At 61.9% G+C, this 16200-nt stretch carries 18 protein-coding genes and 1 tRNA gene; 7 read left to right on the top strand and 12 right to left on the bottom strand.

The window, feature by feature from the left end; all coding sequences use genetic code 11:
* The first annotated feature begins 72 nt into the window (after positions 1-72).
* Genes AVHM3334_RS16045 through AVHM3334_RS16055 form a run of 3 tightly spaced genes read left to right on the top strand, consistent with a single transcriptional unit; the run spans position 73 to position 2678 of the window.
* Positions 73-831, top strand: coding sequence for an SURF1 family protein (locus tag AVHM3334_RS16045; protein WP_284413916.1), 759 nt, complete (start codon positions 73-75; stop codon positions 829-831).
* Complete coding sequence (locus tag AVHM3334_RS16050) at positions 815-2152, top strand: ATP-binding protein (RefSeq protein WP_284413883.1); 1338 nt, start codon at positions 815-817, stop codon at positions 2150-2152. The genes AVHM3334_RS16045 and AVHM3334_RS16050 overlap by 17 nt, the downstream gene beginning before the upstream one ends.
* Entirely contained in the window at positions 2142-2678 is a 537-nt protein-coding gene (locus AVHM3334_RS16055; protein WP_284413885.1) for a response regulator transcription factor, read from the top strand. The genes AVHM3334_RS16050 and AVHM3334_RS16055 overlap by 11 nt, the downstream gene beginning before the upstream one ends.
* A gap of 166 nt (positions 2679-2844) precedes the next feature.
* Here the strand turns inward: AVHM3334_RS16055 and AVHM3334_RS16060 are convergent, their stop codons facing one another.
* Positions 2845-3573 (bottom strand): IS630 family transposase, encoded by a 729-nt coding sequence (locus AVHM3334_RS16060; protein ID WP_284413918.1) that lies wholly within the window; start codon positions 3571-3573, stop codon positions 2845-2847.
* Positions 3574-3622: 49 nt separating this feature from the next.
* Here AVHM3334_RS16060 and AVHM3334_RS16065 point away from each other — a divergent pair, with 49 nt between their 5' ends.
* Together AVHM3334_RS16065 and AVHM3334_RS16070 are read left to right on the top strand one after the other, a co-directional pair.
* Positions 3623-4243, top strand: a complete 621-nt coding sequence (locus tag AVHM3334_RS16065) for a dienelactone hydrolase family protein (protein ID WP_284413920.1) — start codon at positions 3623-3625, stop codon at positions 4241-4243.
* A gap of 13 nt (positions 4244-4256) precedes the next feature.
* Entirely contained in the window at positions 4257-4457 is a 201-nt protein-coding gene (locus AVHM3334_RS16070; RefSeq protein WP_284413887.1) for a hypothetical protein, read from the top strand.
* 165 nt (positions 4458-4622) lie between these two features.
* Here the strand turns inward: AVHM3334_RS16070 and AVHM3334_RS16075 are convergent.
* The 5 genes from AVHM3334_RS16075 to tolB all read right to left on the bottom strand — a co-directional run bounded on the left by AVHM3334_RS16075 (position 4623) and on the right by tolB (position 8309).
* Positions 4623-4698 (bottom strand) — tRNA-Lys (locus tag AVHM3334_RS16075).
* Positions 4699-4742: 44 nt separating this feature from the next.
* Positions 4743-5585 (bottom strand): tRNA threonylcarbamoyladenosine dehydratase, encoded by an 843-nt coding sequence (locus tag AVHM3334_RS16080; protein ID WP_284413889.1) that lies wholly within the window; start codon positions 5583-5585, stop codon positions 4743-4745.
* A 10-nt stretch (positions 5586-5595) separates the two neighbouring features.
* Positions 5596-6390, bottom strand: coding sequence for a tol-pal system protein YbgF (gene ybgF / locus AVHM3334_RS16085; RefSeq protein ID WP_284413891.1), 795 nt, complete (start codon positions 6388-6390; stop codon positions 5596-5598).
* On the bottom strand, positions 6390-6941 hold the full coding sequence (gene pal, locus AVHM3334_RS16090) for a peptidoglycan-associated lipoprotein Pal (protein WP_284413893.1): 552 nt from the start codon (positions 6939-6941) through the stop codon (positions 6390-6392). The genes ybgF and pal overlap by 1 nt, the downstream gene beginning before the upstream one ends.
* A gap of 48 nt (positions 6942-6989) precedes the next feature.
* A complete protein-coding gene (tolB, locus tag AVHM3334_RS16095) occupies positions 6990-8309 on the bottom strand; it encodes a Tol-Pal system beta propeller repeat protein TolB (RefSeq protein WP_284413895.1) in 1320 nt (439 codons plus the stop codon).
* Between the two features lie 121 nt (positions 8310-8430).
* Here tolB and msbA point away from each other — a divergent pair, with 121 nt between their 5' ends.
* Positions 8431-10212, top strand: a complete 1782-nt coding sequence (gene msbA / locus AVHM3334_RS16100; protein ID WP_284413896.1) for a lipid A export permease/ATP-binding protein MsbA — start codon at positions 8431-8433, stop codon at positions 10210-10212.
* Between the two features lie 49 nt (positions 10213-10261).
* On the opposite strand, the gene AVHM3334_RS16105 is transcribed toward msbA, so the two are convergent.
* The 6 genes from AVHM3334_RS16105 to mltG all read right to left on the bottom strand — a co-directional run bounded on the left by AVHM3334_RS16105 (position 10262) and on the right by mltG (position 14907).
* Entirely contained in the window at positions 10262-10942 is a 681-nt protein-coding gene (locus AVHM3334_RS16105; RefSeq protein WP_284413898.1) for an ankyrin repeat domain-containing protein, read from the bottom strand.
* Entirely contained in the window at positions 10939-11748 is an 810-nt protein-coding gene (locus AVHM3334_RS16110) for a TatD family hydrolase (RefSeq protein ID WP_284413900.1), read from the bottom strand. The genes AVHM3334_RS16105 and AVHM3334_RS16110 overlap by 4 nt, the downstream gene beginning before the upstream one ends.
* Before the next feature lie 61 nt (positions 11749-11809).
* Positions 11810-12169 (bottom strand): PilZ domain-containing protein, encoded by a 360-nt coding sequence (locus AVHM3334_RS16115; RefSeq protein ID WP_092744958.1) that lies wholly within the window; start codon positions 12167-12169, stop codon positions 11810-11812.
* A gap of 19 nt (positions 12170-12188) precedes the next feature.
* On the bottom strand, positions 12189-13193 hold the full coding sequence (locus AVHM3334_RS16120) for a DNA polymerase III delta subunit-related protein (RefSeq protein ID WP_284413904.1): 1005 nt from the start codon (positions 13191-13193) through the stop codon (positions 12189-12191).
* On the bottom strand, positions 13190-13879 hold the full coding sequence (gene tmk, locus AVHM3334_RS16125) for a dTMP kinase (RefSeq protein ID WP_284413922.1): 690 nt from the start codon (positions 13877-13879) through the stop codon (positions 13190-13192). The genes AVHM3334_RS16120 and tmk overlap by 4 nt, the downstream gene beginning before the upstream one ends.
* 26 nt (positions 13880-13905) lie before the next feature.
* The gene (gene mltG, locus AVHM3334_RS16130) at positions 13906-14907 is read right to left on the bottom strand and encodes an endolytic transglycosylase MltG (protein WP_284413906.1); all 1002 of its coding nucleotides are present in this window, start codon (positions 14905-14907) and stop codon (positions 13906-13908) included.
* 45 nt (positions 14908-14952) lie between these two features.
* Here mltG and ygfZ point away from each other — a divergent pair, with 45 nt between their 5' ends.
* Positions 14953-15870 (top strand): CAF17-like 4Fe-4S cluster assembly/insertion protein YgfZ, encoded by a 918-nt coding sequence (gene ygfZ, locus AVHM3334_RS16135; RefSeq protein WP_284413908.1) that lies wholly within the window; start codon positions 14953-14955, stop codon positions 15868-15870.
* Positions 15871-16200: the final 330 nt, after the last annotated feature.

Here is a 16200-nt window from a genome sequence, read left to right on the forward strand (position 1 = left end):
GCCCCTGCCTCCGCGCCCACCCCGGGCGTGGACCGGCCAGCCCCGCCCCGCTCCAGGGCGGCGCTGGCGGCGATGGGAGTGTGCGCGCTGCTGGTGTTCGCCACCCTGGTGGCACTGGGCAGCTGGCAAGTGGCACGCCGCGCCTGGAAACTGGATCTCATCGAGCGCGTGGAGCAACGCATCCACGCCGCTCCTGTCGCCCCCCCCTCTTTTGCCGACTGGCAGCGAAGCCCCGATGCGGCGCGAGAATCCGAGTATCTGCACGTGCGCCTGAAAGGCACGTTCGACCACGCCAAGGAAGTGCTGGTGCAGGCCAACACCACGATGGGCGCAGGTTTCTGGGTCGTCACACCGCTGCGGCAAGCCGATGGCACGGCCGTGCTGGTCAACCGGGGGTTCGTGCCGCCCGAGGCACGCGACCCCGCGGCCCGCGGCGTGCCAGCACCCCAGGGGAACACCGAGGTGGTCGGCCTGCTGCGGCTGAGTGAACCCGGCGGCGGCTTCCTCAGGCACAACGACCCCGCCGGCGACCGATGGTTCTCGCGCGACGTGCAGGCCATTGCCGCAGTGCGGGGGATTGCGCCGGTTGCGCCCTACTTCATCGATGCCGAGGCGGCTGTGCATTCCGCCGCCCAGCCCGTCGCCAATACATCTACCCAATGGCCAGCAGGCGGCTTGACGGTGGTGCGCTTTCCCAATAGCCACCTGGTCTACGCCATCACCTGGTACACGCTGGCCTTGATGGTGGCCGCAGGCGCCTGGGTGGTGTGGCGCGACGACCAGAAGCGCCGCCGCCGAAGCGCGCCGCCCGCCGATGCCGCTCTCCACTGACCCCGTGGCCGAGCGGCCGGCACCGCGCACGCGCGCAGCGGTGGCCGATTCCACGGGCCTCAAGAATCTGCAGCAGTTGATCCAGCTGCGATGGATCGCGGTGGTGGGCCAGCTCTTCACCATCGAGGTGGTGCATTACAGCCTGGGTATCATCCTGCCGCTGCAGCAGATGCTGATGGTGCTGGGCGCGCTGGTGGTCTTCAACACGGCGAGCCTGCTGCGCTGGCGCACCGGGCGCCGCGTGCGCAACGTGGAACTTTTCTTCGCCATGGTCGTGGACGTCGGCATGCTGACGGCGCAGCTCTATCTGAGTGGCGGCACGACCAACCCGTTCGTGTTTCTCTACCTGTTGCAGGTCACCCTGGCTGCCGTGCTGTTGCGTGCCGGCTACACGTGGACGATCGTGGCAATGACCGTCGCCTGCCTGGGCGGGTTGGCGCTCTTCAGCCGGCCGCTCGCGCTGCCGCTGGACCACGACCGCGGCCTGTACAGCCCCTACGTGCTGGGCATGCTCGTGTGCTTCGTGCTCAATGCGGTGCTGCTCGTGATTTTCATCACGCGCATCGGGCGCAACCTGCGACAGCGCGACGCGCGGCTGGCCACCATGCGCCAGCGCGCCGCCGAAGAAGACCACATCGTGCGCACCGGACTGCTGGCCTCGGGCGCGGCCCATGAACTGGGCACGCCGCTGGCCACCATGGCCGTGATCCTGGGCGACTGGCGCCGCATGCCCGCGCTGGCACAAGATGCCGAACTCCAGGCCGAGATCGCCGAGATGCAGGCGCAGGTGCGACGGTGCAAGACCATCGTGAGCGGCATCCTGCTGTCGGCCGGAGAGACCCGCGGCGAGGAATCGATGCAGACCACCGTGTGCACCTTCCTCGACCAGTTGGCCGAGGAATGGCGCACCACCCGGCCCGTGGGCACCTTCGCCTACGACAACCAGTTCGGGCAGGACAGCCCCATGGTGTCGGATGTCACCCTGCAGCAGATGGTCTTCAACGTGTTGGACAATGCACGCGATGCGTCGCCGCATTGGGTGGGACTGGCGGCAGAGCGCCAGGCCGATGCCCTGCTGATCACCGTCACCGATGCCGGCCCCGGCTTCGCCCCCGCCATGCTGGAACAGTTCGGCAAACCGTACCAGTCGAGCAAGGGCCGGCCGGGCGGAGGATTGGGGCTGTACCTGGCCACCAATGTGGCGCGCACGCTGGGCGGCACCATCACCGCGCGCAACCGCGCGGCAGGCGGCGCCGCCGTCACCATCACCCTTCCGCTCGCAGCCGTGGCGCTGCAGGAGACCCTGGACCATGGACGCTGAACGCCTGCTGCTCATCGTGGAGGACGACGACGCCTTCGCGCGCACGCTGGCCCGCTCGTTCGAACGGCGGGGCTACCGCGTACTGCACGCCGCCAACCTGCCCGAGGTGGAAACCCTGCTGACCGAGCACATGCCCGGCTATGCCGTGGTGGACTTGAAGCTCAAGGGCGAGGCTTCCGGCCTGGCCTGCGTGCAAAAGCTGCATGCCGCGAGCGAGGACATGCTCATCGTCGTGCTGACGGGATTCGCCAGCATCGCCACCGCGGTCGAGGCCGTGAAGCTGGGCGCCTGCCACTACCTCGCCAAGCCCTCCAACACCGACGACATCGAAGCCGCCTTCGGCCTGACCGAAGGAAATATCGAAGTCGAGTTGACGAACCGCTCCAGCTCGATCAAGACGCTGGAATGGGAGCGCATTCACGAAGTGCTGGCCGAAACCGGCTTCAACATTTCAGAAACCGCCCGGCGCCTCGGCATGCACAGGCGCACCCTGGCGCGCAAGCTGGACAAGCGGCGCGTGAACTGAGCCCGGGCTTGCTGGACGTCTGCCGCATCGAGACGGCGTGATCCTTCTGGCAAGAGAGATATTCGATTGTTGACAACGATGCCAATCGGAGCGCTGTCTGGATGATCGACATCGACATCGATTGGAAGCATTGGTAACCTATTGATCCGGCATGAATTAACTTGAATCATGCGGCATACCGGACCGGTTCGTGTTCAAAGTAGCTCTTGATGCGTTCAGGCTTTCGCTGAACGCTGCGCAAATGCCTCGCGGTGGCCTTGACCAACTGCAACTTCGTGCGCGCCGGGGCGAGCTTCGTGACGGCCTGCTTGAGGTCGGCGTTGGCCATCTCGTTCGGGTTGAGCTGCGGGCTGTAGCTGGGCATCTCGTCGCCCCAATGGATATCGGCGCCCTCGACCTTGGCGCACGCGGCGATCACAGGGTATTCCTCTTCAAGCCACTTTTTCACCGCCGCGGGCGACTGCTCGTAGGCCTTCTTCATGGGCTTTTGCGGCCTGAAGCCCCAGCGCGCCAAGTACAACCCCATCGTGCGCACCGGCAGCCGAACGCCAAAGCGCTGCTCGATGAGTTCGCCCACCGCCGCACGAGTCCACAGCGCGTACGACATCTTCAGCTGATCGGGCGTCTTGTCAGTGATCAGCTTGCGCACCGCCGCCTCCTGGGCCGCGTCCAGCCGTCGCCCTTCGCCCAGCTTGCGGCCACCGGGCGCGCCCTGCAGCGCACGGGCGCCGGTGGCTTCGTGGCGCTTGACGATGTCGAACACGCCGGTGCGGCTCAGGCCCGTCTGCGCCGCAATTTCGTCGTACGTGCGACCCGCATTGCGCAGGCGAATCACTTGCACGCGTCTTTCATGCCGCGCTTCGCGCGACAGCGATCTCATGTCGGTTGCTTTCATCATCCATACATGATGGCGCATTCAAAAAATTCAAGATTATTATTGCCGGATCAATAAAGATGCCAAGGTGCCTGCGGTGGTGCTCAGCCACGGAAGCGGCGGTGTCGATAGCAATCTCTATGACGTGTGGGCAAAGGAGTTGAATGCCACAGGCTATGCGGTGCTGATCACCGACAGCTACAAACCCCGGGGCGTGGTGGAGACCAATTCCAACCAAGAACTGGTGCCGTACCCCGCCCATGTGGCAGACACGATGAACGCGCTGCGTATGCTGGTGACCCATCCACAAATTGATGCAGCCCGCATCTTCAACATCGGCTTCTCTCGGGGCGGCAGCGTGGCGTTCGACACCGCTTGGCCCACATGGTCAGACCCGGTCAATACCAGCACGGTGAAGTTCGCAGGGCATGTAGCGTTCTACCCCGGCAACTGCAATATCCGATACCGCTCTGATGACCGCGAGAAGGCGACAGCGCCCATCTTGCTAGTACTGGCCGACCGAGAGCTGGAAGAAGCCCAGAACGTGGCGGTGTGCAGCCGCTGGCACGACGAGTTGATCGCTAAGGGCAACAACATTCGCTACACGGAGTTCAAGGACGCGCGCCATGCCTTCGACACGTTGAACTTCACCTACCGGGTCAATCCGCGTACCACCTGCCAAGAACTGTGACATGGAGTTGTACATGGCCATCAAGGCCGGCAGCGGCCTGGGCAACAACGTCTACGACTTCAGGAAGAAGCGGCCCATGGCGACCGGACCGGAGTTCGCGGCGGCGGTCAACGAGTGCCAGGCCATGGTGTCTGGATCGCGCGGCGGTGGCGACGCAAAAGCCATCCAAGCAGAAGCCTTGAAAGACACCCTGAATTTCATTAAAGGACTCTGATGCGAGATGCTGAGCTTCTTGGCTCGTTGGCAATGACTGAGCAGTGACAGTGCCAGTTGTCCAACAAAATACAACTGCATCCAGCCAAAATCTGGCAACGATCTTCTGGCAAGAAAAAAGCACCTAGGCATTTCTGCGCTAAGTGCTTGATTCATAACCAAATTTTGGTGGGACGTGCGGGGGTCGAACCCACGACAAACGGATTAAAAGTCCGCTGCTCTACCAACTGAGCTAACGTCCCATCATCTGCCACACCAGCCGTAGCTGCTGCAGCAAAGTCTTAAATTATAGCTTCTTTTCCCAGCGATTCCGGTCTGCTGAATCGGCTGCCAAAGCATCGAGTATCCAGCCCGCTGCGCATTGTCCAAAGGTCGCAGTGACCGCCACCACGGAGCCATAGCCATGGCAGTTGAGCGACCCGTCGCCATCACCGGTGATGTCGCAAGAACTGTGCGGAGGAGCGACCGCCTCGCGACTGAATACACATTGGACACCTATGCGGCGACCTTCCTTGGGAGCGCCGTATTGCCTTCGTAGCCTGTATCGCACCTGGGCCAAAAGTGGGTCATGCGTGGTGTTAGAGAGATCGTCGATATCTACCTTGTGCGCAAGCCGTTTACCGCCAGCCGCTCCAACCGTAACGAGCAAGTGTCGTCCGCGAACGGCCCAATTGGCGATGACGGCCTTCGTCTTCACCTGATCACAGGCATCTACGACGGCGTCGATACCGCTAGGCAACAGACCAGGCCAATTGTCCGCATCGGCAAACTCTTCGATGCAGGTCACACGGCATTGAGGATTGATGAGCGCAATGCGGTCCCGCATGGCGTCGACCTTGGCTTGACCTACGGTGCTGGACAACGCATGAATCTGGCGATTGATATTGGACTCTGCCACGTTGTCCAGATCGACCAGCGTCAGGCGTCCAACACCACTGCGCGCAAGCGCTTCTGCGGTCCACGAACCCACCCCGCCGATACCGATCACCGCGACATGCGCGGAGCGAATCCGGTGTGCGCCCTCCACCCCATAAAGCCGGTCCAGCCCGCCGAACCGGCGCTGCAGATCGGCTGCTTCGGTGGCCTCTTCGGTTGGAAGGCGCGTCACATGGGCTTCAAGAGACTCCACAAAGTACCCATCACTTCAAGCGTGAAAGGCGTTCTTTGGCTGCGCCTGCCGCTTCGGACTGTGGATAGACCCGAATCAAATCCTCCAAGGTCTTGCGTGCTGCGCGGGTGTCTTTCAATTCGATCTGGCAATTGGCGATCGACAACGCAGCCTCAGGCGCACGCGCATGGTCCGGTGCTGCCGCCAGCAAAGCCTTGAAATTGTTGATCGCCTCTTTGTAGTCGCGCGTGGCGTACTGCGCATTGCCCAGCCAAAACCTGGCAGAGGGTACGTATCCGCTGCGTGGGTACTGCTTCAAGAAATTGCCGAATGCCGTCACCGCATCGGGGAATTTTCCAGTGCGAAAAACGGCGAGTGCGGCGTCGAAATCACGCTTCTCGGCGGGATCGGCCTGAAACTCCTGGCCGTCCATGGCAACCTTGGCAGGTTCGAACTGTCGCAGCCGCTCATCCACGCCCTGGGCGATGTCTTTTTGGCGGCGTTGAAGCTCAGACACGTCGCGCAGCAATTGCTCGTTCTGCCCCCGCAAGTTAGCTTGCTCGGCTCGCAGGGTTTCGATCTGGGTTTGCAGATCAAGCAAACTGCGCCGCATCTGAGAAGTTTCATCGCCGGACCGACGCAGATCATCGCCAGCGCGCTGATTGGCCTGCTGCAGCGTGTCTACGCGCTGGCGCAGTTCCAGAATGGCGCGGCGCGCTTCCTCATCCTCGAACAGCGCCGCATGACCAGCCGTGGCAAACGCCGCCGACATCGCCACGGCCAGCACTGCCAAGGCCTTGCGGGGAAACAGCATCTGCGCGCTCATCAACGGTAAGACAGCTCAACGCGGCGGTTTTGGGCGTACACGTCTTCCGTGCTGCCTTGTGCCGCAGGCTTTTCCTTGCCGAAGCTAACTGCTTCCATTTGCGCTTCCGATACGCCAAGCAGCGCGAGCGAACGGCGAACGGCTTCAGCACGCTTTTGGCCCAGCGCCAAGTTGTACTCGCGACCGCCGCGCTCGTCGGTGTGGCCTTCGATCATCACCTTGCGGGTTTGGCCAGCCTTGATGAAACGGGCGTGCTGCTCGATCAGCGACTGAAATTCTGGCTTGACGGCGTAGCTGTCGTAGTCGAAGTAAACGATGCGGCTCACGCCCACAGGGCCGGCGCCGTCTCGGGCCGATTGGCTCAGGTCCACAGGCGCCACACCGCTTTGCGAAGCGCCATTGGGGTTGGCGCCGCCATTACCAGGCATGGTGGACGTTGCGCCCTTGTCTTCGACAGGCGCATCTTCCAGCTTCACGCCGGAGCTGCAACCGGCCACGATAGCAGCGGCGATGACGATGGCGGAAATGCGTTTGAAGGGAAAGCGGTTCATGGAAATACTCCTCAAGTCCAGATAATCAAAAGTCGAAATGTTGACGGTTCACTGTTTTTGGAACGGGCCCCAGTCAGGCTCGCGGATGTCTCCACCCTGCCCCGCCAGACGTGCCTTGATCTTTCCGTCCAGCGTGGTGGTCATCAGCGCTTCGCGGCCTTGCTGCTGCGTGGCATAAACGATCAACCGGCTGTTGGGAGCAAAGCTGGGATTCTCATCCGCTGTGGTGTCCGTGACCGCGGTGGCCATACCCGTTGCCAAATCCATGACGTGCAGCTTGAACGCGCCGCCAATGCGCGACACGTAAGCCAACCATTTGCCGTCTGGACTGATGCTGGGCGAAATATTGTAGGAGCCAGTGAATGTCACACGCTCGGCATTTCCGCCAGAGGTGCCGACCTTGTAGATCTGGGGCGCACCGCCACGATCGCTCACGAAGTAGATGCTTCGGCCATCGCTGGAGAACATGGGCTCGGTGTCGATGCCGGTGCTCTGCATGAGTCGACGGGGTTCACCGCCATTGGCATCAATGGTGTACAGCTGCGAGCCACCGTCACGGCTGAGCGTGACGGCCAGGGTTCGGCCATCAGGAGACCATGCCGGAGCACTGTTGGAGCCCCTGAAATTCGCAATCAGCCGGCGGCGGCCTGAGGCCACGTCGTGCACATAAACCACTGGCTTGCGCGATTCGAACGACACATAGGCCAACTGACCACCGCTGGGCGACCACGCTGGTGAAATGATCGGCTCAGGGCTGGACAGCGCGGACTGCGCGTTCTCGCCATCTGCATCGGCTACCCACAGGCTGTAGCGCGTTCCGGATTTGGTGACGTACGCAATGCGGGTGGAAAACACGCCGCGTTGCCCCGTGAGCTTTTCATAGATGAAATCCGCAATGCGGTGGGCCACCAGGCGCAGGTCACCCTGAGTGACCACAAAGCTCTGGCCTCCGAGGTCTTGCCCACGCACCACATCCCATAGGCGAAACCGGATGTCGAAACGGCCATCAGGCAAGCGGGTGATGCTGCCAGTGGTGAGCGATTCCGCGCCTTTTTGCTTCCACAGTGCGACATCCGGACGAGATGTTTCATCCAGCGCAGGGCCGGATGCGTCTACCGCACGAAACTGCCCGCTGCGTTCGAGATCGGCCTGAATGATGGCCGATATCTTTTGAGGCGATTGGGCTTCGCCGCGAAAGGGCGCAATCGCGAAGGGAAGCTGGGTCAATCCAACGCCTGTGATCTCGACCCTGAACTGGGCCAGCGCAGGCAGCGCGGAGGAGGAAACGAGCGCGGCAACAGCGTGCCGGCGAGAGAGTTGCGGCAAAGCCGCAGCGAGAATGGAGGATGGATTTCGGTCAATAGTCATTGGCAGCCATCGGATACCGAGCAAATGCCGGTGGACAGACCGTGGATGTTACACACTGGTGGGAGACCCCTGTGACAAATTGTGCAAGTTTGGATGCGGTCCTACGTAGAATCCGCGCCTCATGCAAGCCCAAGACCCACGCCCCCTGCCGGACTCCGAGCACCCCCCTTCTCTCACCCTGGCCGCCAGGCTACGGCGACTTTCGGCGTACTTCGGCAACCAGCGATCTGCCTGGACGCTCGCTGTGCTGGCGACGCTTGTCGGGGCCGTTACTGAACCGCTCATTCCCGCACTGCTCAAGCCGTTGCTCGACCAAGGTTTTACCGAGCGCTCTCTGAAATTGTGGATGGTCCCGCTGGCGATAATGGGCGTGTTTTTGGTCCGGGGGCTGGCGCAATTCGTGGGCCAATATGCTTTGGCGCGCATTGCCAACGAAGGCATGATGAAACTGCGCGAAGCGCTCTTCGATCGCCTGCTTGCCGCCGAGATGGCCCTTTTCACGCGGCAATCGGCCAGCACCTTATCCAACACGGTCGTGTATGAGGTCCAGACCGGCGCAACGCTGCTGGTGCAGGCGTTGATGGGACTGTCCCGCGATGGGTTCACGCTGGTGGCGCTGCTGGGCTATCTGCTCTACCTCAACTGGCAATTGACGCTCATCGTCGCTGTCGTCGTACCGGGGGTTGCATGGATCATGAAGACGCTATCGCGGCGTCTTTACCACATCACCAAAAGCAGCCAGGAGGCGACCGACCAGTTGGCGTATGTGGTGGAAGAGAACGTGCTGGCGCACCGCATGGTCCGGCTGCATGGAGCACAACCAAGCCAGTCACAGCGTTTCGGCGTGCTGAGCCAACGCCTTCGCCGTCTGGCCATCAAGGCGACGATCGCATCGGCCGCGATGACCCCGTTGACTCAGTTGCTGGCAGCTGCTGCACTCTCAGGCGTGATCTGCGTAGCGCTTTGGCAAAGCCACGCCAGCGGTGATCGTGACGTGACGGTGGGGGGCTTCGCTGCGTTTATCACGGCCATGCTCATGCTGATTGCACCGATCCGCCGCTTGGCCGATGTGGCAAACCCAGTGACCCGAGGCGTTGCCGCGCTCGAGCGAGGACTGGCATTGCTGGGCGATACGCGGCCAGAAGGCGGAGGCAGCCACGCGCCAGAACGCACCATCGGGGCAATTACCCTGGAGGACGTCACAGTGGCGTTCGGTGACGAACGAGCGGTCGCGCTGGACCGCGTGAACTTGACTGTGCATCCTGGCGAAACCGTAGCGCTGGTAGGTCCATCCGGTGCGGGAAAAACCACCTTGGTGAATCTGCTGCCTCGCTTTTTGACACCGAGCGCAGGCCAGGTGCTGCTGGATGGGCGGCCCGTGTCGCAATGGAATCTGCAGGTCTTGCGTTCGCAATTTGCCATGGTCAGCCAGGATGTGGTGATGTTCAACGACACGATTGCGGCCAACGTCGCCCTAGGCGGCAATGTAGATGAGCAGCGGGTACAAAATTGCCTGGCTGCGGCCAATCTTGCGGAGCATGTCGCCGCCCTGCCCTCAGGCATGCACACAGTGGTCGGACACAACGCCACGCAGCTTTCCGGGGGCCAACGCCAGCGCCTGGCCATCGCACGGGCCCTCTACAAGGATGCACCCATTCTCATCCTGGACGAAGCCACTTCTGCGCTGGACACTGAGTCAGAACGGTTGGTGCAGGACGCGCTGCAGCGCTTGATGCAAGGACGTACCACGCTCGTGATAGCCCACCGGCTCTCCACCATCGAGCATGCCGATCGCGTGGTGGTCATGGAACGCGGCCGAATTGCCGAGCAAGGCACGCACGCAGAACTGATGGCCCGAGGTGGCCTATACGCCCGCCTTCAAACACGCCCTGCAGGACACTGAGCCAGCAAACCCAGATGGGTCTCCAGAAGGTCCGAGGCAGTTCCGCTCATCACCACTGACCGCGGCGTGGCTGGCGCTTTCGAACGGCGTCCGAGACGAGCTCTTGCAGGTCTTTGCGATCGGCACGGCGGGCGAAGTCCGCCGCACCCAGACCGACCTGATTGCGCAGCGTAGGGTCTGCGCCTTCATCCAGCAAAAGCTTGGCGACCTCGGCCGTGCCATAGCTCACCGCCATCATCAGCGGGGTGGTGCCATTCGGTGAGGCCGCGTCGATGTACGCATGGTTTTCGAGCAGCAGCGCGGCGATTGCGGCCTGCTTTTCAGTGGTCCCGGAAGCTGCATAGTGCAGTGGCGTCCAGCCGGTCTTGTTGACGTCAGCGTCCTTGGCGATGAGAGCGCGTGCCGCCTCGACATTGCCTTTGATCGCGGCCAACATCAATGGGCTTTCGTCCTTGGCGTTGCGCTCTTCCACCTTGATGCCTTTGGCCGCCATCAATGCAGAGAAGGCTCTCATGGAGCCCTCCTTCAGCGCCAGCGTGAGCGCCACCTCGCCCTTTGGACTGCGTGTGTTCGGATCGAAGCCGCGACGCACGAGGGAGTTGATGCCGGAGTCGTCATCCCGCATCACGGCGGTAAAAAAATCTTCATAGGCGCCAGCGTGCGCACAGGCGCCACACAGCACTGCACCGGCCAGCGCAAAAGAGACCAGAATTCGGCGGCGGAACATCATGGCGTGGCTCCAGAAAAGAACAGCGTATCGAAGTTGCGGCTGGTGGCCAGGGCCACTTCCTTCACAGGCAACCCTTTGACATCGGCCAGTTGCTTTGCAACGAATGGCACATAGGAAGGATTGTTGGTCTTTCCGCGATAGGGGACTGGCGCCAGATACGGGCTATCGGTTTCGATGAGCATGCGGTCCAGAGGGACGAAGGCGGCAACGTCGCGCAAGTGCTGGGCGCTCTTGAATGTCACGATGCCGGAAAAGGAGATGTAGTAACCCAGATCCAGTGCCGCGCGAGCGACCTCGGCGGTCTCGGTAAAACAATGGAACACGCCGCCTGCGCGATTGGCCAAGCCGTCTTCGCCCTCCTCCCGCAGGATAGCGAGCGTGTCGTCCGACGCGCTTCGGGTGTGGATGACGAGTGGCTTGCCGCAAGCACGTGCTGCACGGATGTGGGTACGGAAACGATCGCGCTGCCATTCCAGGTCGGCAATGCTTCGGCCGCCTTTGCGATCTTCCATGCAGTAATAGTCGAGGCCCGTCTCGCCGATGGCGATCACCCGCGGCAACGCAGCACGGTCCAGCAGATCCTGCTCGGAGGGCTCGGTGACGCCTTCATTGTCAGGATGCACGCCCACGCTGCTCCAGAAGTTGTCGTAGGCGAGCGCCAGACCATGCACGTCGGAGAACTCTTCCAACGTCGTGCAAATGCAAAGCGCACGGACCACGTTGGCATCGGCCATGGCCTGCCGAATGGCAGGCAACTGGGCGGCCAGTTCGGGAAAGGTGAGGTGGCAGTGGGAATCGGTGAACATGCGCAGATCCAAACAAAAATGCCGACCGGCAAACGGTCGGCATGGCTATGGCGCGAGGCGTTCAAAGGGTCTGGGTCGGTCGATCCGATCCCAGGCTGGTGCCCAGCAATTCTTCGATCTTGAGTTTGAGAAGACGAGACTTTTCGTCTCTCGGAAATTGAATGCCGACGCCCTGCGTGCGATTGCCGGCAGCACGTGCGGGGGTCACCCAGGCCACACGGCCTGCCACGGGATACCGCTGCGTGTCTTCGGGCAGCGTGAGTAGTACGTACACGTCGTCCCCCAGCTTGTATTCCCGCTGGGTGGGCACAAAGATGCCACCTTCGGCAAATACGGGGATGTAGGCCGCATACAGAGCCGCCTTCTCCTTGATGGCCAGCTGCATGACGCTGGGGCGGGGCGCGGTAGAGGGGCTGCTCATGGTCTTCGGGGCGTCTTTCTCAATGGCGCGAGTGTAGGGTGTTTCGCGCCTGAGCAACAAGCGCTTCCAGCATGAGACCCGCATTGAAGGGGTGATCGGCGGTGCGAGCCTCTTTCGCCAAGGCTTTCGCCCAACGACTCAACGGACCGATTCCGGGTGCCGGCGGCAAATCAGCCGACGCGAAGTACCGTGGCGGTGCGCCAACCCGACTCGCCATCAAATCATGGCAGAGCTTTTGCAGCGCATCCACCGCCTGGGCGGGCGAAGCATCGGACAGTGCCGTCACATCGCCTCGTGCCATCGCCCTGGGAAGCTGCGACCATGACTGCGGACTGCGGCCTGATCGGGCCCACTGGAGCGCGTCATCAGGGCGCCCTCCACTGGCCTGCAGAAAGGCGGTTGCGGCCTCTGTCGTCAATCCCTGCCCTTCGAGCCACGCTGTCATTTCGGGTTCATCCGGCCACTGCATGGTGTGTCCCAGGCACCGGCTGCGAATGGTAGGAAGCAACTGGTGCGCCGCTTCCGTGGCCAAAACGAATCGCACGTCGCCCGCTGGCTCTTCCAGTGTCTTGAGCAGCGCGTTGGCCGTCACGTGGTTCATCTGCTCGGCAGGGTACACCAGCACGGCCTTGCCACGTCCGCGCGCGGAGGTCCGTTGCGAGAACTGCACGGCGTCGCGCATGGCATCCACACGGATCTCCCGGCTGGGCTTTCGTTTTTTGTCGTCGATTTCTGCCTGCGCCTTTTCCGGCAACGGCCATCCGAGCTCGACCATTTGCGTTTCGGGCATGAGCACGCACAGGTCGGCATGGGTACGCACATCGACGGCATGGCAACTGCCACAGTGGCTGCACGCGCCATCGGCGGTCGGCGTTTCGCACAACCAGGCACGAACCAGTTCCATCGCCAGGGTGTATTGGCCAAGCCCCGAAGGGCCGCTCAACAGCCAGGCATGGCCCCGCTGAGCGAGCAGCGCTCGACGTTGCGCAGAGATCCAGGGTGCGATCGACAAAGAACCACTCATGAAGTTTTTTCCGCGGCCATATCTGCGCTTTCTGCAGACAGCCAACCTCGCTTGACCAGCGCTCCGACCAGTTGTGACCAGACAGCGTCGCGGGTGTGTCCAGCATCCAACCGAACGAAGCGTTGCGAGGCAGCCAGTTCCCGATCGGCGTATCCCTGACGCACGCGGCGGAAAAATTCGACCGGTTGAGATTCGAACCGATCAGGTGTTCGCGCGTCTGCAAGGCGCGCCGCTGCCATCTCCGGCGCAAGGTCGAACCACAGCGTCAAATCAGGATCACGTATCTTTTCGGGGCCCAGCGCAATATTTACCTGGGTTATCCGCTCTAATATTGATAGCACTTTGACATCGAAGCCTCGCCCCCCACCCTGGTACGCGAAGGTGGCATCCGTGAAACGGTCGCACAGAACGATCTCCCCCCTGGCCAATGCCGGCTCGATCACGCACCGCAAGTGATCACGGCGGCCAGCAAAGACCAGCAGCGACTCCGTGAGCGGGTCCATGCTGTCATTCAGCAGCAGCGTGCGAAGCTTTTCCGCAAGCGGCGTGCCGCCCGGCTCACGGGTGACCGTCACAGTCTTTCCCTGCCGGCGAAAGGCGGCTGCCAGGCTGTCGATGTGCGATGACTTTCCCGCCCCATCGATGCCTTCGAAAGTGATGAACCGGCCTGCCTCTCGGCCCACCATGGACTTTGCGCCATCGGAAGGCATGGTCAAGGTTGGCCCCTTTGGTAGCGGTTGACAGCCCGGTTGTGCTCGTCAAGGGTGGGACTGAAATGGCTCGTGCCGTCACCCTTGGCAACGAAATACAGCGCGTTGGTCTGCTGTGGCTGAACGGCAGCAATGAGCGAAGCCTTGCCTGGCATGGCGATCGGCGTCGGGGGCAAACCGGCTCGGGTATAGGTGTTCCAGGGGGTATCTGCCAGCAAATCACGCCGACGCAGATTTCCGTCGAATTTTTCGCCGAGACCATAAATCACGGTGGGATCGGTCTGGAGCAACATGCCCGCTTTCAGCCGATTGCTGAAAACGCCCGCAATTTGCGCCCGGTCAGAGGGTCGGCCGGTCTCTTTTTCGACGATGCTGGCCAGAACGAGGGCCTCGTCGGCACTGCGAAGCGGCGTTTCCGCCGAGCGCTGCGCCCAGGCGGCTTCGAGGCGCCGGTCCATGGCGTGCATCGCCCGGCGAAGCACCGCCAGATCGCTGCTACCCTTGGCATAGGTGTAGGTATCCGGGAAAAACCGCCCTTCCGCCGGGATACCGGGACGTTCGAGCCGCGCCATGACAGCATCGTCGGCCAAGCCCTTGGTGTCGGGTTTGAGCTGATCTTCTCGCGCCAGCGCCTGCCGGAACTGGCGAAAGGTCCACCCTTCGACCAGCGTGACGGCGCGCAGCGCCTCTTCGCCACGCACCAGCTTCTGCAGCAACTGCCGCGGAGTGGTCCCAGGAGGAATCTCGTAATTTCCGGCCTTGATCAAACGGTCCTGGCCCGAGAGTCGAAACCATGTATAGAGCAGGCGCACATCAGTGTCGATACCGGCCGCGATCACGTCGCGCGCCACTCCGCGAGGTGTCGTTCCCGGTTCAATGGCCAGTTCCAGCGGCTGGGCGGCAGGCATGCCGCTGCGCACCGTCAGCGGCTGGTGCAGCCACCAAGCCGCCGCGCCTCCGAATGCGCAAAAAATGATCAGTACCAACGTGAGGAAACGACGCACAACCTTTGCAGCCTCTAGGAAAGTAACCGGGCATCATAATTCAGCATGACTTACCCATTGAACGGCATAGCACCCCTGTCCCACCTTGGCGTGATTCGCGTGGAAGGTGAAGACGCCACCAAATTTCTGCATGGTCAACTCACCCAGGACTTTGCGCTGTTGGGCATGAATGAAGCGCGTTTGACGGCTTTTCTCTCCGCCAAAGGCAGAATGCAGGCCAGTTTCATTGGCTTCAAACGCAGCGCGACGGATGTTCTGCTGGTGTGCAGCCGTGACCTGCTGGCTCCGACACTCAAACGGCTTTCCATGTTCGTGCTGCGCTCCAAAGCACGGCTGACGGACGCGACTGCAGACTTCGCTCTGTTCGGGCTGGCGGGCGAAGCTGCAACCGCGCTGACCAACGGCTCCATTCTGTTGCCTTGGTCCAAGACCGACCGGGATTTGGTCACCATCGTGCATCTGTATCCAGCGGCAGGCCAGGCACGTGCGCTTTGGGTTGGACCCATTGATGAACCCGCACCCGCTGGAGATTCGCTCAAGCCCGAACTGTGGCAATGGAGCGAGATACAAAGCGGCATTGCTACATTGACTTCCCCGCTCGTGGATCTGTTCGTGCCTCAAATGTTGAATTACGAATCGGTGGGAGGGGTGAATTTCAAGAAGGGATGTTATCCCGGGCAAGAAGTGGTGGCTCGGAGCCAGTTTCGTGGCACGCTGAAGCGGCGAACCTATCTGGTGCATGCGACCGAACCCCTTGTCGCAGGGGCGGAAGTCTTCGCGGCAAGCGATGCAGAGCAGCCTTGTGGAGTGATTGTCCAGGCAGCGGAATCTCCCGCCGGCGGGGTGGACGCACTGGCGTCACTGCAAGTTGCGTCGACGGGAGAATCATTGCGTGTCGGTGGTGCGGAAGGCGTGGCTCTGTTGCTCGACACACTGCCCTACCCTCTGCTGGAAGACATTTAGGCGCCTTCTGAACGGATGCTCGCTCTGAATGCAGGCACTTGACGCGCACCAGGCGATCGATCCACCCCCCGATTTTCAGCAGCAGGGGGTTTTTATCAAGTGCCCGGCAGGCGGGCGCCTGACGCAAAATCTGCCAATGCCACCATCGCTTCATCGCGGGTAGGCCAGTGCCCTTCGGGAAGAGGCCGATTGTGCCCGTCTAATGTCCCGTCCCGTTATTTTCTGGCATTAATCGTGCATGCCATTGAGGTATCTTGGAACCGGAGATACCGCGATGAGAATGGGCAGACCGAAGGTCGAGTTGGCGCTCTCTGACGAGGAGCGATCGCA

The organism is Acidovorax sp. SUPP3334 (genome assembly GCF_030159055.1).
In the GTDB taxonomy this organism is placed as follows: Bacteria; Pseudomonadota; Gammaproteobacteria; order Burkholderiales; family Burkholderiaceae_C; genus Paracidovorax.